22 protein-coding genes and 2 pseudogenes are annotated in these 22,439 nt (G+C 72.0%); 9 read left to right on the forward strand and 15 right to left on the reverse strand.

The genetic code is table 11. From position 1 onward, the window contains the following. Positions 1-451: 451 nt before the first annotated feature. Positions 452-691: a hypothetical protein gene (locus ACWDA7_RS09525; protein WP_450603574.1), complete on the reverse strand. Its 240-nt coding sequence runs from the start codon at positions 689-691 to the stop codon at positions 452-454. Positions 692-1,252: 561 nt separating this feature from the next. Between ACWDA7_RS09525 and ACWDA7_RS09530 the strand changes: the two genes are divergently transcribed. Continuing rightward, entirely contained in the window at positions 1,253-1,498 is a 246-nt protein-coding gene (locus tag ACWDA7_RS09530) for a GntR family transcriptional regulator (RefSeq protein WP_450603575.1), read from the forward strand. A 257-nt stretch (positions 1,499-1,755) separates the two neighbouring features. Here the strand turns inward: ACWDA7_RS09530 and ACWDA7_RS09535 are convergent, their stop codons facing one another. The 4 genes from ACWDA7_RS09535 to ACWDA7_RS09550 all read right to left on the reverse strand — a co-directional run bounded on the left by ACWDA7_RS09535 (position 1,756) and on the right by ACWDA7_RS09550 (position 5,893). Continuing rightward, the gene (locus ACWDA7_RS09535; RefSeq protein WP_450603576.1) at positions 1,756-2,637 is read right to left on the reverse strand and encodes a replication-relaxation family protein; all 882 of its coding nucleotides are present in this window, start codon (positions 2,635-2,637) and stop codon (positions 1,756-1,758) included. 819 nt (positions 2,638-3,456) lie between these two features. After that, positions 3,457-4,467 (reverse strand): endonuclease/exonuclease/phosphatase family protein, encoded by a 1,011-nt coding sequence (locus tag ACWDA7_RS09540; RefSeq protein ID WP_450603577.1) that lies wholly within the window; start codon positions 4,465-4,467, stop codon positions 3,457-3,459. Positions 4,468-4,584: 117 nt separating this feature from the next. Beyond that, entirely contained in the window at positions 4,585-5,007 is a 423-nt protein-coding gene (locus ACWDA7_RS09545; protein WP_450603578.1) for a DUF7144 family membrane protein, read from the reverse strand. Positions 5,008-5,113: 106 nt separating this feature from the next. Continuing rightward, positions 5,114-5,893 carry an alpha/beta fold hydrolase gene (locus ACWDA7_RS09550; protein ID WP_450603579.1) on the reverse strand — a complete coding sequence of 260 codons (780 nt, stop codon included), beginning with the start codon at positions 5,891-5,893 and terminating at the stop codon, positions 5,114-5,116. Between the two features lie 79 nt (positions 5,894-5,972). Here ACWDA7_RS09550 and ACWDA7_RS09555 point away from each other — a divergent pair, with 79 nt between their 5' ends. After that, on the forward strand, positions 5,973-7,313 hold the full coding sequence (locus ACWDA7_RS09555) for an aminotransferase-like domain-containing protein (RefSeq protein ID WP_450603580.1): 1,341 nt from the start codon (positions 5,973-5,975) through the stop codon (positions 7,311-7,313). Here ACWDA7_RS09555 and ACWDA7_RS09560 read toward each other — a convergent pair. Next, positions 7,228-8,127: a hypothetical protein gene (locus ACWDA7_RS09560; RefSeq protein ID WP_450603581.1), complete on the reverse strand. Its 900-nt coding sequence runs from the start codon at positions 8,125-8,127 to the stop codon at positions 7,228-7,230. The two genes, ACWDA7_RS09555 and ACWDA7_RS09560, sit on opposite strands and share 86 nt — an antisense overlap. A 311-nt stretch (positions 8,128-8,438) precedes the next feature. Next, on the reverse strand, positions 8,439-8,912 hold the full coding sequence (locus ACWDA7_RS09565) for a hypothetical protein (protein ID WP_450603582.1): 474 nt from the start codon (positions 8,910-8,912) through the stop codon (positions 8,439-8,441). A 103-nt stretch (positions 8,913-9,015) separates the two neighbouring features. On the opposite strand from ACWDA7_RS09565, the gene ACWDA7_RS09570 reads away from it, so the two are divergent. The 3 genes from ACWDA7_RS09570 (at position 9,016) to ACWDA7_RS09580 (ending at position 12,246) form a co-directional block, all read left to right on the forward strand. Next, positions 9,016-9,450 carry a hypothetical protein gene (locus ACWDA7_RS09570; protein ID WP_450603583.1) on the forward strand — a complete coding sequence of 145 codons (435 nt, stop codon included), beginning with the start codon at positions 9,016-9,018 and terminating at the stop codon, positions 9,448-9,450. A gap of 305 nt (positions 9,451-9,755) precedes the next feature. Next, positions 9,756-11,009: a PP2C family protein-serine/threonine phosphatase gene (locus ACWDA7_RS09575; protein WP_450603584.1), complete on the forward strand. Its 1,254-nt coding sequence runs from the start codon at positions 9,756-9,758 to the stop codon at positions 11,007-11,009. Positions 11,010-11,103: 94 nt separating this feature from the next. Then, positions 11,104-12,246, forward strand: a complete 1,143-nt coding sequence (locus ACWDA7_RS09580; protein ID WP_450603585.1) for a hypothetical protein — start codon at positions 11,104-11,106, stop codon at positions 12,244-12,246. Positions 12,247-12,309: 63 nt separating this feature from the next. Here ACWDA7_RS09580 and ACWDA7_RS09585 read toward each other — a convergent pair whose 3' ends face one another. Next, positions 12,310-13,551 carry an amidohydrolase gene (locus ACWDA7_RS09585; RefSeq protein ID WP_450603586.1) on the reverse strand — a complete coding sequence of 414 codons (1,242 nt, stop codon included), beginning with the start codon at positions 13,549-13,551 and terminating at the stop codon, positions 12,310-12,312. Positions 13,552-13,600: 49 nt separating this feature from the next. Further along, positions 13,601-13,768, reverse strand: a complete 168-nt coding sequence (locus tag ACWDA7_RS09590) for a hypothetical protein (RefSeq protein ID WP_359402884.1) — start codon at positions 13,766-13,768, stop codon at positions 13,601-13,603. A 175-nt stretch (positions 13,769-13,943) separates the two neighbouring features. Between ACWDA7_RS09590 and ACWDA7_RS09595 the strand changes: the two genes are divergently transcribed. Next, positions 13,944-15,287, forward strand: a complete 1,344-nt coding sequence (locus ACWDA7_RS09595) for a helix-turn-helix domain-containing protein (RefSeq protein WP_450603587.1) — start codon at positions 13,944-13,946, stop codon at positions 15,285-15,287. 92 nt (positions 15,288-15,379) lie between these two features. Here ACWDA7_RS09595 and ACWDA7_RS09600 read toward each other — a convergent pair whose 3' ends face one another. The 4 genes from ACWDA7_RS09600 to ACWDA7_RS09615 all read right to left on the reverse strand — a co-directional run bounded on the left by ACWDA7_RS09600 (position 15,380) and on the right by ACWDA7_RS09615 (position 19,147). Further along, positions 15,380-15,640: a hypothetical protein gene (locus tag ACWDA7_RS09600; RefSeq protein ID WP_450603588.1), complete on the reverse strand. Its 261-nt coding sequence runs from the start codon at positions 15,638-15,640 to the stop codon at positions 15,380-15,382. A 113-nt stretch (positions 15,641-15,753) separates the two neighbouring features. Then, on the reverse strand, positions 15,754-16,011 hold the full coding sequence (locus ACWDA7_RS09605; protein ID WP_450603589.1) for a hypothetical protein: 258 nt from the start codon (positions 16,009-16,011) through the stop codon (positions 15,754-15,756). A 348-nt stretch (positions 16,012-16,359) separates the two neighbouring features. Then, a complete protein-coding gene (locus tag ACWDA7_RS09610; RefSeq protein ID WP_450603590.1) occupies positions 16,360-18,204 on the reverse strand; it encodes an alkyl/aryl-sulfatase in 1,845 nt (614 codons plus the stop codon). Positions 18,205-18,280: 76 nt separating this feature from the next. Continuing rightward, entirely contained in the window at positions 18,281-19,147 is an 867-nt protein-coding gene (locus ACWDA7_RS09615; protein ID WP_450603591.1) for a L,D-transpeptidase, read from the reverse strand. A gap of 240 nt (positions 19,148-19,387) precedes the next feature. Between ACWDA7_RS09615 and ACWDA7_RS09620 the strand changes: the two are divergent. The 3 genes and pseudogenes from ACWDA7_RS09620 to ACWDA7_RS09630 form a co-directional block, all read left to right on the forward strand. Beyond that, positions 19,388-19,787, forward strand: a pseudogene (locus tag ACWDA7_RS09620) (SigE family RNA polymerase sigma factor); the annotation flags it as partial. A 218-nt stretch (positions 19,788-20,005) separates the two neighbouring features. Beyond that, positions 20,006-20,125: pseudogene (locus ACWDA7_RS09625) on the forward strand (SigE family RNA polymerase sigma factor); the annotation flags it as partial. Further along, positions 20,115-20,855, forward strand: coding sequence for a L,D-transpeptidase (locus ACWDA7_RS09630; protein ID WP_450603664.1), 741 nt, complete (start codon positions 20,115-20,117; stop codon positions 20,853-20,855). The pseudogene ACWDA7_RS09625 and the gene ACWDA7_RS09630, both read left to right, overlap by 11 nt. An 88-nt stretch (positions 20,856-20,943) precedes the next feature. On the opposite strand, the gene ACWDA7_RS09635 is transcribed toward ACWDA7_RS09630, so the two are convergent. Further along, a complete protein-coding gene (locus ACWDA7_RS09635; RefSeq protein WP_450603665.1) occupies positions 20,944-21,381 on the reverse strand; it encodes a MarR family winged helix-turn-helix transcriptional regulator in 438 nt (145 codons plus the stop codon). A gap of 8 nt (positions 21,382-21,389) precedes the next feature. Beyond that, positions 21,390-22,418 carry a sporulation protein gene (locus ACWDA7_RS09640; RefSeq protein WP_450603592.1) on the reverse strand — a complete coding sequence of 343 codons (1,029 nt, stop codon included), beginning with the start codon at positions 22,416-22,418 and terminating at the stop codon, positions 21,390-21,392. Between the last annotated feature and the right edge of the window lie 21 nt (positions 22,419-22,439).

A 22,439-nucleotide genomic window follows, 5' to 3' on the forward strand; every position in this document is an offset into this window, starting at 1 on the left:
CATCGAGCACGGCGGTGTATGTGACACTGGTCGGCACGTGAGGCCCCTCGGTCGGATCTTTCTGTCGCAAGATCGTTCCTACCAGGGGCCTTACGCCTGCCCAGAGTTGGGAGCGCACCACGAGACTCCCGAAGGCGATCACCCTCAGCGACCGTCGGTTACCGGGAAAGGCTCACTCACACACACTCCTGCACATCCGAAACCGAACAGCTCCCAACCCCTCGGGTCGGACCCCTGACGGGGGCCAAGGGGGGCGGCGCCCGGCTGGCACCGCCCCCTTGGCCGCGAGTGACGGGATGCCCCAGGGCATCGACAGCTCCACCAGCGATTCCTGTTGCCGCCGACCACTGGAGGCCACTCGCTGGCTTTTACCGCGCTCCTGCCACAGGTGTGGAAGCAGACCTGGGCCGGCCACTCGCCCTCAGCCGCACACCACATCCGTGGACGTGAGCTAGGCGCGGCGCGTGGCCACCGAGAGCACGTCCTCCAGCGCGTCAGTGACCGGCCGCAGGAACACAGCTAACTCATCGGCCGTGGGCTCGGTCTCGCTGTCCAGGACGGCTCGCACGAGGACCAACAGCGCAGCGGCGGCTTCCAGCGAGGAAAGGTCGGTCGGCCTGTTCATGAGGTTGCGGTGGTTCGGCCGTGCGGATGCCTGCGAATCGTCCGCGCTGCGTCGAATCGTGCCCACGCCTTTCCGGCTCGCTTGGCGGCGGCCAGCGCGGTGGACGCTTCTTCGCACGTTGCGCAACCGGTAAAGGGATGCGCTTCGTACAGCCAATCGTCTAGGGGTAGCTCAACCGGTGCTTGCGGGTAGCGAGTCGGCTCGATCATGCGGCACCCCTGGCGAAGGTCTGGCCCACCCTCGGCAGTAGGGCCGCCTGTCGCCTCTCGCGCTGTCGACGCCGTTCTTGCTCCCGCTCCCATGCGATCACGTACGGCCGGATAAGCGCCGCCTCTTCGCTCACCAGTTGGGCTGACTCTTGGAGCCTGCGGCGGCGGATGGGTACGGATTCCGGCTGCCGAATCTCCCGAATCGGTTCGGGCCAGTGCTTTCGGGCGGCCATGACCAATGCGAGGCGCAGCGCAAATAGAGTGCGCATAGCGGAACCTCCTATGTTCCGTTAGCCCCTGGGAAGCGGCCCTTGCCCGGCCGTCCTGGGGGCGTTTTCTTTCTTTGGCCAACAGTACTCGTGGTTGTCTGCAGTTATCTACGGATGCATGGAAACCTGCGGTCACCCACGATCGGATCATGGAACTTGACCGCACGCGCCCGCTGTGGAGGCAGATTGCGGCGGAGATCATCCGACGCATTGAAAGTGGCACCTATCCGCTTGGTAGCCGAGTACCCAGCACGCTGGAAATCGCACAAGAGTTCGGTGTAGTCAATGCCACAGCAGCCAAGGCCATGCGGCACGTGCGGGAGCAGGGGTACACGCGCGGGGAAGTCGGGTTGGGCACCTTCGTCGCTGACTCGCTGCCGACCGGCGGCAGCTGACCACGTCAGATTTGCGAAACCCTGACAGCACGAGCCATCGGTGGTAACTCGAGCCTCAACTTCGTAAAGGCTTTTGGCTGTTCACACCTGCCTCACTGCTTCTGGCTTGCGCCCGTCCTGCGCAATCCCGTGACGGCGACTGCGCAGGACGGGGCGGTGGCTGCGCAATGCCTGCCCCTGCGTACTTGGGTGCGCAACGCCGTGACCTGCTGTGGTCGGGCCCATGGTCGGGTGTGCGCAGCCGCTGCGTGGGCCGGCTACTGCATCCAGCTGGCTCTCTGGTCGGGGTCCTGGACGGGGCGCCATACGGGCGCTGACGGGCCGTGTTGGAGGAGATCGGTCAGTGGTGCAGCCAGGGCGGGGACCTCGCCGAGGAAGGCGGACACCGGCCAGTTGGCGGCGGCCGCGCGCAGGGCTCTGATGCGGGTCCCGACACCAGCGGGACCGGTGCCGTCGAGGACGAACAGCAGCCGTGGAAAGAGCGGGTAGTGCCGCCGCCAGTCCTCCTGCAGCGGCTCGGCAGGCTGGCGCCGTCCGAGGGGCGCGGGCGTGTAGCGATGGAGGCGGGCGTAGGCAGTGAGCTTCGCAGCCAGGCGCTCCGGGCCCATGGTCGCCCGGTCCACCTCCACGAATGCCCGCAGCATTGCACCGTCGCCGCCTTCCCTGCCGCGCCGGTAGAACAACAGGGCGTCGGGGATGACGGCCTCACCGCTTCCGAGCGGGTGGTAGACCTCGGGCATCCAGTCCAGCGGTCGGCACACCTCGTTGTGGCGGCGGGCGTCCTGGACAAAGGAGAGCCCGGTCTCGGTCACCACCAGCGCGTGTGCCAGCCTCAACCGCGCGGCGGTTCGATCCGACACCGTCTTCGGCGGCCGACGCCCTCGCAGCTCCGGCCACTCGGAGGCGACCTGCACGCCGTACTGGGTGGAGAACCACACCCTCAGTCGTCCGGCTTGCGGCAGCGTGATGCGGTCGACCAGCCCCTCGGCACACAGCTTGGCCAGCCGCCGCCGGGTCTGCTCGATGCGCACCTCGGGGGCGAGTATCCGGTGCATCTGCTCAGTGGTGGCCATCCGGTACTGCGTCAGCACCGCCAGCGCCAACCGGTCACCACTGCCCGCATCCACGTTCGTCATCATCGGCTGCTCCACCTCCCCTACGGTGCGACGCCGTCCTGCCCGGCGCCGCGCGTACCGGACAGAGCAGCAGTCAGCCCCGACCAGACCACCGACCAGGAAGCCCCGACCACGGTCACAATGCGACAACAGCGCTCCCGACAGGGTTGGCATCCCGCCCGACAACCCCGCCGACTGCCGCCCACACCCTGCAGCGCCTAGGTTGCGAAGCCGCAGATCACCATGCCTGTCGGGCCATGGTCGGGAGCCCGACAACCCTCTTCCTTCTCCCCTTGCCTCCCTGTCTGTTTGTTGTGTGGGTGGGGGCGGCACGTGTGGCAGGGGGAAGCCGCGAGGGTTGCGGCGGCCGCATGTCGTGTTGCGCGTCGGCGTGGCCTCCGCGCTTCGCACCGAACAACATCGGCGCGGACCGACGAGCGCACGAAAGCCGTCGGTGCCGTCTCGGCTGCGTCCGGCTTGGGCCTGCCCCTCGGAAGAACGACCTCACCGAATCCTTTCCCCGGCAACTGTCCTGCCGGTCCCCCGAGGACCTCGCTAAGGAAGCGGGCACGACACTTGGAGACTGTCGCCGTGCTCAGCCGGGGCCACCGAACTCGCCGACCGGGACAGGCCGCCCGCATCAACTGCGGGGCACGCCTGCACGATCCGCGACCGCGGCGCGAGGACCTGCGGGTCGAGGAAGCTGTCACCCACCACCACAGCACCTGCCGCTCGTGATCCCGCACACAACAACCCGGCCAACTTCGGCTCCGGACGCCCCATGACCCGATCAGCGACGGATCTCGAACTCACAGCACTAATACTGCAACTGTGATTGCAGTATTAGGTCGTGCGCCGACGGAGGGTGATGTCCACGATCAGCGCCCGGTGGTCGGTGTCGGCGATGTCCAGGAAGCGGGCCGAGTTCACGGAGAAGTCCCGCGAGAGGAGGACATGGTCGATCTGGGTGCCGAACGGCGGGGCGGTCCTGGCGGGCCAGGAGGGGATGCGCGCGTCGTCGGCGAGACGGGCTCCGTCGTGCAGACCTGTGCCGAGGATGCGGCGGAAGGCGGCGTGGTCCTGGGAGGCGTTGAAGTCTCCGGCCACGATGGTGGGCGTGTCGCCGTCGGCCGCCGCGTAGGCGCGCAGCTTCCCCAGTTCGTGGCGCCAGAGGGAGACCTGGCCGGGGAGCGGGGGCATGGGGTGGGCGAGCTGGACGCGTACGGCGCGGCCGTGCACATCGGCGACGGCTCCGGGCATGCCCATGGTGCCGGGCACGCCGGGCGCGGCCTTCAGCGGGAACCGGCTGAGGATGAGCGACCCGTCCGAACCGGCGCCCTCCACGGCCTGCCGGTAGGGGTAGGGGCCGGCCGGGCCGCCGAAGGCGTGCTGCAGGGTGGCGGAGCAGCGGTACTCGCACTCCTCGACGAACACGAGGTCGGGGCGCTCGCGGCGGATGGCGGGCGCGAGGGAGTCGGTGCCGCGGCCGAACTCGACGTTGGAGGTCAGCACCCGCAGTTCGGCGAGCGGGGTGCCGGAGGACTCGTCCGCCCTGCCGTACGGCTCGCTGTACCAGGCGAGCGCGGCGAGGACGAGGACGGCCCAGAGCATGCCGGTGCGCCAGCGCGCGAGCAGGGCGAGCAGGAGGGCCAGGGCGGTGGGGGCGAGCAGCCAGGGCAGAAAGGCGAGCAGTTGCGGTACGGGCGTGAGCGCGTCGGTGTCGGCGGCCCGGCAGCCGACCACCACGCTCACTCCGGCGAGGAGCAGTCCGGCCGCCCAGGATCCCGCGCCCCGTCCTCGGGACCGGTGCGGGACCTCGGTCTGCCCGATCCGCTTCGCGGTCGCAGTCTCCACGTACCGCCGCCTTCCCCTCGGTGGACCCGGTGCCCGAATCCTCCCTCGAAGACGAGGGCGGCGTGGAGAGGGTCGCCGGTACGCCGCCGAAGGGGGACGGCCGCGCCCCCGAACGGGCTACGGTGCCGGCTCGGCGCGGTCTCCCGTCACCAGGGACCAGATCACGAACCCGCCGATCGCGATGGCGATGAACGACCAGACCGGGGCGTACGGCAGGAACATGAAGTAAAGGATCATGTAGAGGGCGGCCAGGCCCACGCCCATCCAGCGCGCCCACTCCATGCCCTGGAGCACTCCCCAGCCCGTGATCATGAGCAGGGCTCCGACGACCAGGTGGATCCAGCCCCAGGTGGTGAGGCTGAACTGGTAGACGTAGTTGCCGACGCGGACGTAGACGTTGTTGGTGGCGATGCCCGCGATGCCGTTCAGCACGCCCACCACTCCTCCGACCATCATCAGGACCCCGGCGAACGCCGTGCCGCCGGTCGCCCACGCCGTACGCTTCGGGGGCGGCGCGGTGCGTGTGGTGTGCTGGACCATGGGGTCGCCTCCTCGGGGACGGGACGTTCATCCGCAGGTTCGCCCGGGAGGGGGAGCCGCGCAGGGGGAACGGGGCCGAACGGGTGACGGCCGGCGCCCCGGTGCGTCAGGTGTCCACGCGCTTCAGGAACTCCTCCAGGGCCTGGTTGAACTCGGCCGGCCGTTCCAGGTTGGGCAGGTGCGCGGCGCCGGCGACCACCCGGAGCGTCGCATCGGGGAGGGCCGCGTGCAGGGCGCGTGCGTCCGGGACGGGCGTGTAGGTGTCCTCCTCGCCGACCACCACCAGGGCCGGGACCGTGACGGCGGGGAGCAGGGGGCGGTAGTCGGGGCGCAGCGCCCTGCCGCGCAGGGCCGCGGCCGCGCCCTCAGGGGGCGTCGACGTCATCATGCGGTGGACGTGCGCCGCCACCTCCGGGTCCGCGGACGGCGCGACCATCCGGTACAGCACCTCGTCGGCGTACCCGCGCATGCCCTCGCGCGGCAGTCGGTCGGCCATGTCGGACCGGGCCCGCCTGCCCTCCTCGGTCTCCGCCGCCGGGGAGGTGTCCGCGAGCACGAGACCGGCGATCCGCTCCGGGAACCGCGACCAGCACTCCATGGCTATCTGGCCGCCCATGGACAGTCCGGCGAGCACGAAGCGGTCGACGCCCAGTGCGTCGAGGAGGTGCGCGAGGTCGTCGGCGAACACCGGCAGCGGGGTCACACCGGGGACGACCGGGGAGGCGCCGTAGCCCCGCAGATCCGGCACGATGACGCGGCGCGTACGGGGGAACTCCGCAAGCTGCGGTGCCCACATCGTGCGGTCGAAGGGGTGGCCGTGGACGAGGACGAGCGGCAGCCGGTCGGTACCGGCGCCTTTGTCCACGTATGCGAGGAAGGGTGCCATGGCTCCGACCCTAGGGGCCGCCAACTGATCGGTGCAATAAGGTCTTTGCTCTCGGTGCAATCGAAGGGGGAGCGGAATCGTGCAGGACTACCGGCACATAGCCGACCGGATCGCCGCGGACATCGCCGCGGGACGGCTACGACCCGGTCAACGTCTGCCTCCGCAAAGGGCGTTCGCACGCCGGCACGGGTTGGCCCCGTCGACGGCGGGGCGGGTGTACGGCGAACTCGTACGGCGCGGCCTCGTGGTCGGCGAGGTCGGCCGGGGCACCTTCGTACGGGCCTCGCCGGTGCCGACGGGCCGCGCGCTCGCCGAGCCGGCGACCACGGCACCCGTCAACCTGGAGCTCAACTACCCTTCCGCGCCCGGCCAGTCGGAGCTGCTGTCGGCCGGGCTCGCACCGCTGCTGCGGCCGGACGTCCTCGCCGAGGCCACCCGCACGGCGGCCGCCGCCGGAACACCCGACGCGCGCGAGGCCGCCGCGGGCCTCCTCGCCACCGCGAGCTGGCGTCCGGACCCGGACCGGCTGCTGTTCGCCGGCAACGCACGGCAGGCCGTCGCGGGCGCCCTCGCGGCCCTGGTACCGCCCGGTGGCCGGGTCGGCGTGGAACGGCTGACGTATCCGCTGGTCAAGGAGATCGCGGCGCGCCTCGGCATCGTGCTGGTGCCGATCGCCACCGACGAGGAGGGCCTGCGCCCGGACGCGCTCGCCGCCGCGCACCGCTCGCTGCCCCTGTCCGCGGTGTACGTGCAGCCGACCCTGCACAATCCGACGTCGGTCACGGCGGGACGGGAGCGGAGGGGACTGCTCGCCGGCGTCCTGCGCGAGGCGGGCCTCCCGGTCGTCGAGGACCGCATCTGGTCCTTCCTGTGCGGGGACGAGGGCGGCGAACCTCTCGCGGCATACGCGCCCGAACGCACGTACGTCGTCGACGGGCTGTCCAAGCGCGTCGCGCCAGGCCTCACCGCCGGATTCCTGGTGGTGCCCGAAGGCCACGGCGAGAAGGCGGCCGGGGCGCTGCGCTCGGGCGGGTGGACGGCCGGGCGGTTCGCGCTGGAGGCGGCGGTGCGGTGGATCGGGAACGGAACCGTGGCGCGGCTGGTGGCCGCCAAGCGCGAAGACGCCCGGGCGCGTCAGCGGCTGGTCGCCGAGCACCTCGACGGCTTCGCCGTACGGGCCGATCCGCGTGCGTACTTCGCCTGGTGGGAACTGCCGCGGCCGTGGCGCGCCGACGTCTTCACGGCCGCCGCGGCGCAGCGCGGGATAGCGGTGACACCGGGACCCGCCTTCGCGGTCGGCCGGAGCGGGTCGGAGGGCGAGGCCGCGGACTGCGTCAGGCTCGGACTTGCGTCGGTTCCTCCGTCGCTGCTTGCGGGGGCGCTTCGGACGCTCGCCGGCGTCGCGCGTACAGGCCCGTGAGCCAGGCGGCGAGCGCGACCGTGAGACCGAGCGCCATCAGCACCCAGGCGGCCATGCGCAGAGTCTCGGTGAGCGCGTCGTACACCGCGCCCGCCGCCGGGTGGGAGACATCCGCGGGAAGGTCCCTCAGCGTCATCCGCCGGCCCACCGCGATCGCGATGGCGAGCAGTGCCGCACCCAGCGCCGTGCCGAGCCCGGTCGCCAGCACGGCGCGGCGGCGGCACACCGAGACCAGGATGCCGGCCACCGCGGAGACGACCGCCGCGACGGGCAGCCAGAAACCGGTGATCTCGAGCACGTGGAACCCCTTCCGGAGGTTCGTCAGGTCCTTCGACTGCAGCAGGGTGATCTCCGTGTGCGTGACCGGGATGCGGCCCGCGAACGGCACATGCTGGTCGGCGAGTTGCCGCTTCATGCGCTCGGTGGCGGGTGCGAGGTCGATGGTGACGGGCATGTCGCCGTCGTCGCGCAGGGCGCGCATCACGGCGTCGTGGGCGGTGAGGTTCGCGGTGTCCCAGGCGGTGCGGAAGGCCTCGGTGGAGGTGAACGAGCGGACAGCGTCATGGACGAAGGAGTGGACCGAACCCTGAAGGGGCGGGCCGACGTGGACCTCGCGCATGATGCCTTCGGTGACGGCGGCGGCGATGGCGTCCTGCACCTGGGAGTCCGAGGCGAGCGGCGCGGTGGTGGCGGCGTAGCGGGCGCCGTCCTCGATGCCGTACTTCGCCCACGTGGCAAGTACGCCCAGCGGCACGAGCAGGCACGCGAGGCCGACCAGGACGGCGGAGAGCACGCTCCGGGCATGTCGGGACACGTCACCAGAGAAGCGTGTCCTTCGGCGATCGGCGAGCGGCTTGCCTGCAAATGGGTGGATATGACAATCCGATGGGTGAATGCAGGGCGCTCCGAGTGGGTCGGGTCCGCGATCTCGTGATCGCGCCCTCCGGTGGAGGGTTCACCCGAAGGGGTGTTATCTGGTGGTGGGGAGAGACGACTCGGGCTCCTCGACCGGCTCCCGGGAGCACATCCCGGGTGACGGGTGAGTGAGGGAGACGCATGAGGCCCCGGTGTCGGCGTGTGCCGACGGCCGGGGCCTCGTGCGCCGGAACGGGAGCCGGCCGACGGTCAGACGGCCGGCCAGGGCTCTCTCACCTGTTCCTCGTGCGTGTAGTACCGGTAGTAGTCGAACACGAACGCCGCCACGGCGACCGCCAGCGAGATCCCGATGCTGCGCAGCACGGTGTGATCGGTCTGGCTGTACAGGAAGCCGAACGCGATGCCCGAGAACACCGCCCACAGCAGCGCCCGTGCCTCGCGCCGCAGATGCGGCGCCACCGTCAGAACGCCGATGCACAGTGCCGCGAACACGATCACGGACACGAAGCCGAACAGCACGTTCCAGCCGGTGATCGGGCCCGCGTCGCGTCTGATCGCAGCGGCCCAGTAGCCGTAGACGAGTCCGACGGCGACGGGCCCCAGGATCCGCGCGATCCTGTGCGCACGCCTGTCGAGGACATCGGGCGGACGAGGGGCCGTCACCGGCCCCTCGGGCCTGGTGACGGGTATGCGCCCGGTCCCCGGTATGGGTCCAACAGCCATGGGAACGCTCCTCTCTCCTCGCCCCGCATTCCAGCGCACACCTGGCCAGGACGGCTGGCAAGTCGGGATGCGCGGCCCACGGGGCCGTGTTTCTCTGGGGCCCATGAGGATCGTGCTGTTCGGGGCGACAGGGCTGGTGGGCAGCCGGGTCACAGCCGTCAGCCGGTCCGGGCAGGCGCCCATGCCCGGGGTGACTGCCAGGGTGGCCGACGCCTCGGACCCGAGGGCGCACTTCCCTGCCTTCAACCGCTCGCTCCGGCACGGCGCGTGTGAGGTCCGGACGGGCACGGGCCGCCCGGCGGCGCGCGGGCAGGGGCTGTGCGACCAGACCGGATTCCCCGAGGCGTGCGCCCACCGGGCGGCGCCGGAGCACCACCGCGCGGTCGCCGCCCTCGGCCGGACGCGCAACTCCCCGGCTGCCGAGGTCACCCCGGCCGACGGCTCAGGCTGGATCAGGGCCGAGGGCCACACCATGGCGTCCCCCGACGAACGGGACCAGGGCATGCACGTGCGCGTCCGCATGCCGGCCGGGCACTGACCGGGAGACGGACGGCGGCGCCGGTGCCCACCAGGCCATCACCCCAGGACCGGACCCGGCAGGGCCGGGGGGAGGACGGCGGAGCCGTCCGCCGTTGGTGGCGCGGCATCTCACGGCCCGGCATCCCCCATGCCGGCCCCGACCACGGGCACACCGCCCTCGGCGCCTCGCCCACGGGCCCCTCGGTCGCCGAGGAGTCCCCGCCGGCGGGCCCCGTCCGGAACAGATCCGCGCCGGCCGGGCGTTCGGGTCCCGCCAGGAGTGCGGCTCCCCCTTCCGCCAAAGACGGGTCCGCCGGCCCGGAGGTGAAGGGATCCGGCCCCTCCGTCCGGGCCGAGCCCGCCGGACCCCTGCGCGGTGGACCCGCGCGACCCGAGCGCGGCCGGCCCGCCGGGCCCGAGCACGACCAGCTCCTTCACCCCGGCGTCTCCGGTGCCCGGACCCCCAGGCAGTCGCTGCTGCGCGTGCGCGGGCGCAGTGTCGCCTGGGTGCCGCCGCTCGTGCTGCTCATCGCCATCGCCGGGATCGACTGGGCGACGAGCGGCGATTTCCGCACCATCTCCTGGGTCGTCCTGGTCCCCGGTATCGCGGCAGCGATCTGCGGGCTGCGGAGCACGGCCGTCATCGCCGTGCTGGCCGTCATCACCTACGAGCTCGAGGACCACGCCTGGCCCCACCAGTACCGGACCGGGCTGCCCGATTTCATCCTGGTCGTCATGGGCAGCGCACTCGCCGTGCTGGCCTGCGTGGTCCGCCTGCGCGGAGAACGGCTCATGCTGCACATGCAGGACGTCGCCGACACCACCCGACGGGCGGTGCTGCGCCCGCTGCCGGCCGCCTGGGGCGGTCTCGACCACGCCGCGATCTACCTCGCCGCGGACAGCGTCGCCCGGGTCGGCGGCGACTTCTACGACATCCAGCCCGGCCCGCGGGGCACCCGGGTCCTGCTCGGCGACGTCCAGGGCAAGGGACTGGGCGCGGTCGAGGCGGCGTCCGCCCTGCTCGGCACGTTCCGCGAGGCGGCGTACCACGATCCCCTGCTCACCACGGTCGCCGAGCGGCTGGAGACCCGGATGCAGCGGCATGTGCGCTATCGCATCGTGATCGGGCGGCACGACGACACCGAGCGTTTCGCCACGGCCCTGCTGGTCGGCTTCCCGCCGACCAACTCCCACTACGTGGACATCGTCAATTTCGGGCACGAACCGCCGCTGGTGGTCGCCCCCGGCGGCGTACGGTCGCTGCCGCCGGGTGAGCAGCTGCCGCTCGGCCTCGCCGAACTGGGCGCGGGCCCGCCGGTGGCGCAGCGCGTGCCGCTCGCGGACGACGAGACATTGCTGCTGGTCACCGACGGGGTGAGCGAGGCACGCGACGCCGAAGGGGAGTTCTTCCCGCTGCGGGACCAGGTGGCCCGCGCAGTCGCCGAGGACCCGCATGTCGCCGACCCCGGGCGGCTGGTGAACTTCGTCAGGGACGGCACGCTGCGCCACAGCGACGGGCACCTGGACGACGACACGACGATCTTCGCGGTGCGGCGGCGCCCGGTCGGCGCCGACTGAGCCCGAGCACCGGGGTGTTGGATCTCCTCCGCCGCACCTTTGCAGGCGCAGCGGTTACGGTGCTGACGTGGCTGATCGATCGGGGGAGGGAACCATGCCCGGAACCGCGCTGCTGATCGCGGCGTCACCGGCGGGCAAAGGGTGTCTGGTGGACGCGGCCTCCGTGCTTCCGGCGCTCGCGGCCGTCGCCCCGCCGGTGCTGTCGGGCACGGACACGGCGAACGTGGTCGAACTCGCCGACCCCGTCGAGCCGCAGGCCGTCCTCACCCGGCTGCGGGCCGCGGCGGCCGCCCCCGGCCCGCTGACGGTGTTCCTCACCGGGCAACTCCAGCTCGACCACCGCCAGCACCTGCCCCACTTCGCGCTGGCGCGCACCACCCCGGCCACGATCCGCTACACCGGTTTCCCCTGGCACTGGATCCGCGAGGAACTGCGGCTGCGCCCGCCGGGGACGACGACGGTGTTCGCGGACCTGCACGCCGACGCGGAGATGTGGCGTCACCTGCCCACAGGGCCCCTCGACTGCGGCCCCGCCGTCTCCCTCTACGGCCGCGTGGCCCCGCCGCCGGGACGCCGGGCGCCGGCGTCCCCGGCGTACATGAAGGCCCTGGCGACCCTGCTGCGCAGCGGCCACCGCCCCGATCCGGCGGCCCTGCACGAGCAGGCGCTGACCCGGGCGCACACGGAAGCCGGTGCAGCGGGGGACGTCGTCCTGACGCTCGGGCAGCCCACGCACCACCGGATGTGGCTCACGCCTCCACCCTTCAGTCCCCTACCGCCCCCGGCCGCCGCCCCGGCGCCCCCGGACCCGCACGCCGCGCTCACCGCCGCCGTCCAGGACGGCCGGCACGCGGAGGCGGACGCGCTCGCCGCGCAGTGGGAGCAGGCCGCCCTGCGAGAACACGGACCGGGCTCGGAGGAGGCGCTGCACTGGATGGAGGTCCGCGCCGACCTCGCGATGCTCGCGGGCGAGGCAGGCCGTAGCTGCGAGACCTGGCTGGCGGTCGCCATCGCCCGTCTGTCGGCCGGCCGGAGCCCCGGGGATCCGACGGTGGAGGCCGCCGTGGACCGCGCCCACCACCAGTGGGGCCACATGCGGGACGCGGGACGGGCCCGCGAGCTGGGACCGGCCCTGGCCGCGTTGCGCGAACGGGTGCCGGGACGGCGCGCAGGCGCCCTCGACCACGTCCGGGAACACCTTCGCCACCTTCAGCGTCAGCTCCAGAGCCAGCCGTGAGGGTGCGGGGCCGGGCGGGGCGTCAGCCCGTGTGCCGCGTGAAGTGAGCGGTCGCCGGCCAGGTCATGCCACAGTCAGATGCGCCAGGGCACCCGACACGAGCGTCCGTACGCCGGGGACGAGCGTGGACGTGTCGGGCGCGAAGCGGGGGCTGTGGTTGCTCGGGACCGCCGTGAACTTCTCCATCAGGTCGGCGCCCGGAGCCCCCTCCCAGACGTCGGCCGGGGTGCTCGTCACGAACCAGTACGCGTACGGGACGCCGTCCGGCGCCAGGTGCGGGAAGTCCTCGCTGCCCATGGCCGGACCGGGGTCGAAGACCGCCGCCGCGCCGAACACCTCGCCGTGCACGGCGGCGACGCGGCGGTCGGTGCCGGCGTCGTTCACGGTGGCCGGGAAGTCGGCGCCGACGATCACCTCGGGCTCGCGCGGGCAGCCGGCGGCCAGGCACTCACCGGCCGCGATGCGCCGGATCGCGGCGATCATGCGGTCGCGGACGGCCATCGACTGCGTGCGCAGGTTGAGGGCGATGCGGGCTTCGGAGGGGATGACGTTGTGCCGGGTGCCCGCCTCGATCCTGCCCACGGTCAGCACCGCTGAGTCGCGCGGGGCGACCTCCCGGCTGACGACGGTCTGCAGCCGGGTGACCAGGTAGGCGGCCGTGACCACGGGGTCCACGGTCGACTCGGGACGTGAGCCGTGGCCGCCCTGGCCGCGCACGACGATGTCCACGTCCGTCGACGCGGACAGGATCAGGCCGGGGGAGTGCGCGTAGAGCCCGGCCGGACCCGGTGCCGCGTGCTGGCCGAGCAGGACGTCGGGGCGCGGGAAGCGCTCGTAGAGCCCGTCCGTGACCATCGCCTGCGCGCCCTGCCCGGTCTCCTCGGCGGGCTGGCCCACCATCAGCAGGGTGCCCGACCAGGCGTCGCGCCCGGTGGCCAGCGCCCCGGCGGCGCCCGCCAGCCAGGCGACATGCAGATCGTGTCCGCAGGCGTGCATGACACCCGGCACCTCGGAGGCGTACGGCAGACCCGTCTCCTCGGCGACCGGAAGGGCGTCCATGTCCGCGCGCAGCAGGACGGTGGGACCGTCGCCGTTGCGCAACACCCCGACGACCCCGGTGCCGCCGACGCCTTCGACGGTCTCGTACCCGGCCTTGCGCAGCTGCTCGGCGAGCTTCCCGGCGGTTCGGTGCTCACGAAGGGAGAGTTCCGGATGGCGGTGCAGATCCCGGTAGCAGTCCTCCAGACCGGCGACCGGGAGGTCGGCGGTGAGGTCCAGCGCGGTACGTGCGGCGGAGGAGGTCACGGGCCCAGAGTAGGCGCAGGGACCGCCCACCGGTACGGCGCCGCCCGGCTCAGCGCGGGGTGTGCGCCACGTGCTCGGCGGGCAGGGGTGTCGCCGCCCGGGCCGGTCCCGCGTTGGCCGCCGTGACCAGGGCGGCCACAGCGACGACCGCGGCGGCGAAGCCTCTGGCGTAACGCGGCGATATGCGTCCATGGCGTACGGAAGGGCGTACGAGCACTGCAACCGACCTCGCAATTACAGCGATGGATTAAGCATGCTTAATGCGCTTCTAACGTAGGGGGTGAAGCGGCCTGACGGGAAGGCCGTCAGGGAAACTTCAGGCCCTCAAGGCAAAGATTGACAAAGGGTCAGGAGGGCAGCTTCATTACTGTGCTTACTGGCATGATTAATCCATGGCGGAGCGAGATGATCCGGAGACCATCGGGCGCAGGGTGCAGCAGTTGCGGCGCCAGCGGGGCATGACCCAGAAACAGTTGGCCGAGCCCGCGTACACACCTGCCTACATCTCCACCCTGGAGGCCGGGCGCGTCCGGCCCTCCGACGACGCTCTGCGCCATCTCTCCGAGCGGCTCGGTGTCGCCTTCGACGAGCTGGCCACCGGGCGCCCCGCCCACCTCGGCACCGCTCTGCGGCTCAGGCTGACCGACGCCCAGCGCACCCTGGCCACCGGTGAGGCCGAGGCCGCGGCCGAACAGTACGGCGTGCTGCTCGCCGAGGCCGAGGCGAACGAGCTCGGCGCCGAGGAGGCCGCCGCGCTGCTCGGGCTCGGCGAGTGCGCCCTGGACGTCGGCGATCTGGCGACGGCACGGCGCTACTTCGAACGGTCCGAGAAGCGCCTGGCCGACGCCCCGCTGCCCAGCCGGGCCCCGGCGCTGCGCGGCCGTGCCGTCTCCCACTATCTGGCCGGCGAACTCCGTTACGCCTGCTACCTGCTGGAGTCCACGCTCGACGAGCTCAACCGCTCCGGACTGCACGACCCCGACGCCCTGCTGCTGCTCTACGCGAGTGCCATAGGCCCGTACATGGACATGGGCGCGCACGTGCGGGCGGCGCAGGCAGCCGAGTTCGCCCTGGCCCTCGCGCCCCAGGTCCAGGATCCCGCCCTGGTGGCCCGTATGCACCGGTCCGTGGCCCGCACGCTCCTCGCCGAGGGCCGTGTCGCCGAGGCGGACGCCTCCCTCGCCAAGGCCGCCGAGCTCTACCGCCAGCTGCAGATCCGCACCGAGCTGGCCAACTGCCACTGGATGCGCGGCTACCTCTACGCCCAGAACGGCGAACTGGGGCGGGCGGAGGGCGAGTTGCGCGAAGCCCTCGCCATGCTCTCGGAGAAGCGGGCCGCCCTCTACAGCAGCCAGGTCGCGGTGGAACTCGCGGACGTGCTGCACCGGCGCGGGAAGTCCGCCGAGGCCGCGGAACTGCTGCACGGTGTCCTCGGCGACATCGGCCCGGAGCGCGGCGCGGTGCACTCGGCCGCCGCGCACCGCCTCCTCGGCATCATCGCGGAGGACGCCCGTGACACAGAGGCCGCGGAGGAACACTACGTGCGTGCGCTCAGCCTGCTGGAGCGGGCGGGCGCGGCGGGCGACCTCGCGGACCTGTGCCGGCTGCTCGGCGATCTGCTGCGCCGCACCGGCCGGGTGGAGGCGGCTCTGGACGCCTACCGCACGGGCCTCGGCCACCGCACCGCCCCGGGCACCACGACCCTGGGCCCGGCACCCGCCCAGCCGCCCCTCTGACGCGTAAATAAACAGCAGGTCAGGATGGGTGTGTGCATGGCTGAATGCCCGGTGGTCTCAGTGGGCCGCCGGGCGTCCGGACCGTGCGGTGCTCAGGCTGCGCTCTCGATCGGGTTGAGGGTGACGGTGTAGCCGAGCTGGTTGAGGGCGTTGATCGCGCGGCGGGCGGCGCGTTCGGGGTCGCGTTGGGTGAAGTAATCGCCGCCGAGCTCGTGGTAGGGGACGCTGTCGGTGTGCATGTGCCAGATCGCGGTGATGATCGAGTGCTCGACGGCGACCAGGGCTTTGAGCGGGCCGCGGCGGGCGGTCAGCCGCTTGTAGCGGGCCTGCAGGTAGGTGCCCTTGGTTCTCACCGCGCCGAAGGCCGCGAGCCCGAGGGCGCCCTTGAGATACGGGTTGCCGGGGCGGACCTTGGTGTTCTTGGCGCTTCACCGGCCAGCTGCGACTGACCTGCGGCGGAGTCCTTTCACCCCCGCTCGACTCCAGGCGCCTCGTGGCGCACGAAGGGCTTCCAGTAGTCCGAGGTCGCCTCGATCACCACCAGCGTCACCCGTGCGGCGAGAAGGTGATCCCGCAGGGCGAGGACCGCGTTCGTTGTCGATCCCCACGTCGTGGTCTCGGTCGTGAAGGACCCCCGCCGCTTCGTACTCGGGGTGCGCACACATGCCTTGGCGTCCTTCTTGCTGATGTCGAGGCCGGCGCAGCGCTCGTGCAGCACGTCCATGGCCTTGCTCCCTCCCTGGCGGACGGACCCGTCGTATGCCGTTCCGGGAGGGCCAGGGTGAATCAGGAATTCTGACGCACGTGCTTCGCAGCAACACTCCACGGTTCCCGTGGACGGCCCCCGGCACCATGCTGACCTGCGAGCTCACCGGCATCACAGAAGGATCGGTTTCGGCCGGAACGAACCCCTCCAGCGTCCCGGACCGGCATCGGCCCACGTCAGAGCAGACAGAAGCACCTGCGGCGCACGCCACGGCATTTACCACGCCCCCGGCGCGCGCCGAAGGCGCGCTGACTCGCTGACCTGTGAACCGGCCGGCCGGGGAGCCCTCAGGCCCCGCGGAACCCGTCAGGGCGTGACGACCGGGAACCCCCGGTCCGGCTGCGTCACATACGAGAACAGCCGCTTCAGCAGCCTCCGGTCCCCCTCCGTCTCGATGCCCGCGAGCCCCCGGCCCGCGAGCAGGCCGAGCAGTTCGGGACGGGTGAGCGTGAGCGTCAGGCCCGCATGCGGCTTCGGTGTGCGGTGCAGCGGCAGACTGCGGTGGGTGAGCGCGCCGTGCTCCAGGTTGATCCGGTACCGGCGCTCCTCGTCGATGACGATCAGATCGATGATCAGCCGCGGCTCGCGCGCCGCACGCGGCCCGTCGATGCGCACCGCGAGGGAGTCGAGCAGCATGCCGACGCCGAGCGCGGACGTGATGCCGGCCGTGTCCGTGGCGACGGCGGGCCCGCCCGCGTCGCCGACCAGCTCCCGGGCCCCGGTCAGGTAGATGTTCCGCCAGGTCCCGTTCTCGGCGCCGTGCCCGAGCCGCTCGTACACGACCGCGAGCGTCCGCCTGGCCTCCTCGTCGTCCGGGTCGGCGAAGACCAGGTGGTTGAGGAGGGTCGCGGCGAAGCGCAGATCCCCGGCGTCGGCGTACCGGCGCGCCGCCGCGAGCATCGGGTCGCGGCCGCCCGCGACCTCCACGTACCGCTCGGCGAGCTGGACCGGCGGGTGTTCCCACAGATGGGCGGGGTTGCCGTCGTACCAGCCCAGGTAGCGCTGGTAGACCGCCTTGGCGTTGTGGTTGAGGGACCCGAAGTAACCGCGTGCGTGCCAGGCGCCCTCCAGCGCGGGCGGCAGCCGCAGCTCCTCGGCGATCTCCGCTCCCGTCAGACCGCTGTTCAGCAGACGCAGGGTCTGGTCATGCAGATAGGCGTACAGGTCCCGCTGCTCCACCAGCAGCCGGACGACGTTCTCGTGCCCCCAGGTCGGCCAGTGGTGCGAGGCGAACGCCACGTCGTAGGCGTCGCCGAAGAAGTCGATGGCCTCGTCGAGGTAACGGGACCAGACGCGGGCGTCGCGGACCAGGGCACCGCGCAGGGTCAGGATGTTGTGCAGGGTGTGGGTGGCGTTCTCGGCCAGACACAGCGCGCGCCGGTGGGTGACCAGGAAGTTCATCTCGGCCGGTGCCTCGGTGCCCGGTGTCAGCTGGAACAGGATCCGTACCCCGTCCACGATCTCCGTCTGCCCGCTGTGCGTGACGTCGACGGTCGGTGGGACGAGGCTGACCGTGCCGGTGGACATGGTCGTGCCGAGGCCGGTGCCGATCTGCGCGTCCGGCGCCTTCGGCAGCCGGGTGCCGTGCATGAACCCGGCGCGACGGGCGACCGCGGGCCCGGCGAACACGTTCTCGCTGACCGCGTACTCCAGGAAGCCCGCCGGTGCGATGACCGGCACGCCCGCCTCCGCCTCGCGCGGCAGCACACCGCGGGCGCCACCGAAGTGGTCGACGTGGGAGTGGGTGTAGACCAGTCCGGTGACGGGCCGTTCCCCGCGGTGCCGCCGGTACAGGGCGAGGGCGGCCGCGGCGCACTCCGCGGAGATGAGCGGGTCGACGACGACCACCCCCCGGTCGCCCTCCAGGAGAGTCATGTTCGCCAGATCGAGCCCGCGCACCTGGTAGACGCCCTCGGTCACCTCGTACAGCCCCTGCCGTGCGCACAGTTGCGACTGCCGCCACAGACTGGGATGCGCGCTGTCGGGGCAGTCCCCGTCGAGAAAGGCGTACGCGTCCCCGTCCCACACCACCCCCCCGTCTCCGGCCGTCACCACGGCGGGCACGAGGGCGGCGACGAACCCTCGGTCGGCGTTCTCGAAGTCGGTCCGGTCCTCGAAGGGGGGAAGACCGTCGCGGGGCGCGGCGTCCATGGGGCCAGCCTCAAGGCAGGGGACACCGGAGGCCAGCGGTGGGGGACCGTTCGAGGACCGGGAACCGCGCCGCTGTTCAGCCGGACGCGGACGCGAGGGCGCTGCCCGCCCGCCAGTCGGCCCAGCCGACGTTCCAGTCGCCGTAGCCGTTGCCCGGCGCGACCGTCTCCCGGGAGCCGACGACCGTCACCACGTCACCGGGGACGACCTCGTCGTAGAACCGCTTCGCCGCGCCGTCCGTGGCGAGTCCCACGCAGCCGTGGGTGACGTTCCGGTGGCCCGCGTATGTGTCCGCCTTCGGGTTCTGGTGCAGATACGTGCCCGAGGCGGTGAGGTGCACGGCGTAGAAGTAGTAGCCCGCGTAGGCGTCGCCGTAGCCGACCGTGCGCGAGTTCATGAAGACCCTGCGGGCCTTGTCGGACACGACCATCGTGCCGTTCCAGGTGTCCATGCCGGGCGCGCCCCCGGTTGTCGGCACGGTCCGGGTGGAACCGCCCGTGACGACCTTCATGGTGTGCGTGCGCACGTTCACCGTGGCCACGAGGGAGCGGCCGACGCTGAAGTGCCGGGTGATGCCGGAGCCCGCGTGCACGATCACCCGCGTCCCGGGCCGCCAGTAGGTGCGCGGCCTGAAGTCGACGCGCTGACCGTCGAGCAGATTGCGGTCCCTGACCCAGCTCCAGGAGTCCTCCACCTGTGCGACAACCTTCAACTGCCGCTCTGTCTCGGCGCGTTGGTCCCGCGGTACGGGACGGCTGAAGATGACGGATATCGGCATGCCGACGCCGACGGTCTGCCCGTCCGCGATGTTGATGTGCGCGCCCTGCAGTCGCTTCAGCGGCTTCGGCGTGGACTTGGGCGTCCGATCCGCCGTCGTGCCAGGCTGCCCCGTCGCCACGTGCACCTGGGCGCCCGCGTGCGGTGCGGCCGTCTGCGCGCGCAACCCGCGAGCGCCGCCAGCGCGCACACCGCCGTGGCCGTCCGGGAAAGCCCGCGGCGCCCACTCCTGGTTCTGCTGCTCATCGTGTCCCCCCTGTGGTGTGTTCCGATGTGCGGCGTACGGGACGTGTACGCACGCGGGAGACGATCGGGTTGCGAGCCGACTCCGGGAAACGCGCGGGACGTTGTGGCGGGGCGATGAGGGAGCACGTGGCGGGGGCATGACCGAGAGTGCGGCGGGGGCATGACGGAGGAAGAATTCGACGCGTTCTACGCAACCGCGTTCCCCAGGCTGACCGGGCAGCTCTACGCGTTCACCGGGGACTACGGCGAGGCGCAGGACGTGGTGCAGGAGGCGTTCGTACGCGCCTCGGGCGCTCCGTCGGCAGTTCCTCGCCGACGGAGCGCCCGAGGCCTGGGTGCGGACCGTGGCGATGCGGCTCGCGGTCAGCCACTGGCAGCGGGCGCGACGCTGGGTGGAACTGGTGCGCCGTACTCCGCCGCCCGAGCACACACCGGGTCCGGACCCGGAACGGGCCGCGCTGGTGGCCGCGTTGCGCAAACTGCCCGAGCCGCAGCGGATGGCGCTGGTTCTGCACCATCTGTGCGACCTGAGTGTGGAGCAGGTAGCGTCTCTGATTGGCTTAGGGAAACTGAGTGATGCTCAGTGCCTTGAGCCAATCGCCTTCGTGCCCTGGTGCCGTACGACCGCAGTCGCCAGCCCGCGTGACACGTCCCTCCGGACGCTGGTCGGCAAGGCCGTATGGCCGCGCCGAGGAGGGTGCCCGACGTCGCCTGGGCGCCGGACGTGCGCGTCACACTGTGCCACAGGATCACTACGACTTGCTAATCCAACTGGTGAGCCTCCGAGACCGGCGCTCCGGTGGGGACAGTCAAGGCCCGGCTGTCCCGGGGCCGGGCGGCCCTGGCGCGAGAACTGGCCGTCGGCGACGAGGAGAGGGAGGACGACCGTGTCCGATGACCTCGCCGCGGGGCAGCGTGAACTGGCCGCTTCGGGGCAGGCCCCGCCTCCCGTCCCCGGCCCCGAGATCCGCCGCCGGGCGGGCGCGCGCCGACGTCGCCGCCGTACGGTCGCCGCGGTCACCGGCGCCTCTGCCGCCGCGGCTCTGGGTGTCGTGCTGCTGCTGGGTCTCACCGGCCCGGGTACGGAGGACCGCACCTCCCCGGCCGCGACCCCGGCGAGTGTGCCGAGCACCCGGGCGGCGGCCGTCGCGACGGTGGACCTCAGCCGGCGGATGCTCATCGTCGGCTCCCGCGCCGTGCCGGTCTCCGCGGGCGCACGGCGCGCTCCCACGCCCACCGGGCGGATGACGGTCACCGCCCTGACGGACATCAGGACGCTGTCCGGCAAGGAGGTCGGCCTCACGGGCGCCTACGGCATCAAGGTGCCCTGGGTGGTCGAACTCAGCGCGGGCGACGGTACGACCACCTACTTCGGCGGTCTGGCGTACGACGCCAAGGCGCCCGGTCGCTACGACCCGACGAGCGGCTGGATCGGCCTGGGCCTCAGCGACGCGAAGTGCCTCTACCAGCGGTTGAGCGTGGGCGACGTGGTCGACATCGAGAGCGGCGAGGTCTCGCCCCCACTGGCAGGGACGTCCAAGGCGGCCGACCGCTCCTTTGCGGGAACGACGGCGACGGGACCCTCGTCCTCGCCGGCCGGCACGGGGGCCGGGACCGGCCCGCGCTAGTCGCGTCCGCCGGGGAGGGCGGGAGCCGGGGCGTTCCCGTCGACGCGGGACGCGGGCCTGGAGTGGAAGGCCACCTCCGTGACCGGCCTTAGTCGTCCTCCGGTTCCTCGGTCAGGCGGCGGAGCAGGGCGAGCAGGGCCGTGCGCTCGGATTCGGACAGCGGGGCGAAGCACTCCGCGAGGACCTCGTCGGCCACGCGGTGGCCCGCCCGCAGCATCTTCTCTCCGGCCGGTGTCAGGTGGTGCTCGATGCGCCAGCCGTGACCCAGCCGCCGCTCGACCAGGCCCTGGTTCACCAGCCGGCCGGCGAGTGTGCCGAAGGCCTGCTCGCTCTGGAACGTCGCGGCGGCCAGCGATCTCGCGGTCGCCCCCGGCGAGCGGCTGATCGCCCGCAGTGCGTCCCACTGGGCGAGTGTCGTCCCGACGGCCGAGAGCCGGCTGTCCAGCGCCCGGTGCTGTCGGTACTGGACCTGATCACGGACGCCGACCCGAAGGAGGCGAAGGAGGCCGTCGAGCGGATGGCTCAGCCCTAGCCCTAGTCCTCGTCGCCTTCGAAGAAGTCGCCGATCTCGTCCACCACCTCCGCCGCGACCAGCCCGCCGACGACTCCCATGGCCAGTCCCGCCGCACCCGCGGCGACCGCCGTGCCGAGGCCGGGGCCGGAGCGATGGCCGTCGTGGTGGTCGTCAAGGTGCGGACCGTGGTGGCCGCCGTGGTGGCTGTGACCGGCGTACGGGTCATGTCCCGTGTAGTGGCCGTGTTCCGCGTGGGCCCACTGCGGTCCGTACGCGGCCCGGTGCTCGACCAGCTGTCCGATCCAGCCGTCGACGGTGGCGTTCCAGTCGCGGGTCGGGACCTCGTGGTGGGCGGCCGTGAAGCGGGCGAGTGCGTCATGGCCCGACGAGAAGAGGCCGCCGCGCTTGTCGGCCTCCAGGACGACGTCGACGCCGTCGGGGGTGGCGAGGAAGGTCAGCTCGATTTCGTTGACCGCGTGCGCGTACTGCGGGGCCGGGGTCAGCTCGATCTCCTGGTAGAAGGGCAACTGTTGTCCCGTACCGCCGATGCGGCCGTACTCGAGGTCGGCCGAGCGGAAGCCGAAACCGAGTTGGCCGAGGGCTTCGAGGACGGCCTCCTGCACCGGCAGCGGCCGGACCGACAGCGGGTCAAGGTCGCCCTGGTCCTTCGCGCCGGCCACCGCGAGCTCGGTGCGCACGCCGAGCAGGACGCCCAGCTGCTGCCCGTACAGCTCGGTGATCGGTGTCTCCCACGGCAACGTCACCGCGAACGGCACGCTGAGCTGTTCCTCCGCGTCCAGCCTGAAGCCGCCGCCGACCGTGAACCGGGCGAAGGTCGCCGTTTCGTGGCTCTCCTCCTCCCCGTGCTCCGCCTCCACGCGTGCGACCAGTTCGAGCCCGATGTGCTCGATCTCCACGGGTGAGTCGCCGCCGCGCAGGTGCACCTGGCCGGAGAGGGTGCCGCCGGGCAGCGCCACGACGGTGTCGAGGACCGTGTCCACCGAGGGGCCGCCTACGCCCATGGCCCCGAGCAGCCGTTTGAACACCATGGCGGTGTCGCTCCTTCACTG

It is taken from the genome of Streptomyces sp. NPDC001156 (genome assembly GCF_053598275.1).

What these genes read in the sequence shown, in the direction of transcription:
- ACWDA7_RS09530 (WP_450603575.1), top strand. Translation starts at nt 1,253, where the DNA reads ATGGAACTTGACCGCACGCGCCCGCTGTGGAGGCAGATTGCGGCGGAG.
- ACWDA7_RS09535 (WP_450603576.1), bottom strand. Translation starts at nt 2,637, where the DNA reads ATGATGACGAACGTGGATGCGGGCAGTGGTGACCGGTTGGCGCTGGCG.
- ACWDA7_RS09545 (WP_450603578.1), bottom strand. Translation starts at nt 5,007, where the DNA reads ATGGTCCAGCACACCACACGCACCGCGCCGCCCCCGAAGCGTACGGCG.
- ACWDA7_RS09550 (WP_450603579.1), bottom strand. Translation starts at nt 5,893, where the DNA reads ATGGCACCCTTCCTCGCATACGTGGACAAAGGCGCCGGTACCGACCGG.
- ACWDA7_RS09565 (WP_450603582.1), bottom strand. Translation starts at nt 8,912, where the DNA reads ATGGCTGTTGGACCCATACCGGGGACCGGGCGCATACCCGTCACCAGG.
- ACWDA7_RS09570 (WP_450603583.1), top strand. Translation starts at nt 9,016, where the DNA reads ATGAGGATCGTGCTGTTCGGGGCGACAGGGCTGGTGGGCAGCCGGGTC.
- ACWDA7_RS09580 (WP_450603585.1), top strand. Translation starts at nt 11,104, where the DNA reads ATGCCCGGAACCGCGCTGCTGATCGCGGCGTCACCGGCGGGCAAAGGG.
- ACWDA7_RS09595 (WP_450603587.1), top strand. Translation starts at nt 13,944, where the DNA reads ATGGCGGAGCGAGATGATCCGGAGACCATCGGGCGCAGGGTGCAGCAG.
- ACWDA7_RS09605 (WP_450603589.1), bottom strand. Translation starts at nt 16,011, where the DNA reads ATGGACGTGCTGCACGAGCGCTGCGCCGGCCTCGACATCAGCAAGAAG.
- ACWDA7_RS09610 (WP_450603590.1), bottom strand. Translation starts at nt 18,204, where the DNA reads ATGGACGCCGCGCCCCGCGACGGTCTTCCCCCCTTCGAGGACCGGACC.
- ACWDA7_RS09640 (WP_450603592.1), bottom strand. Translation starts at nt 22,418, where the DNA reads ATGGTGTTCAAACGGCTGCTCGGGGCCATGGGCGTAGGCGGCCCCTCG.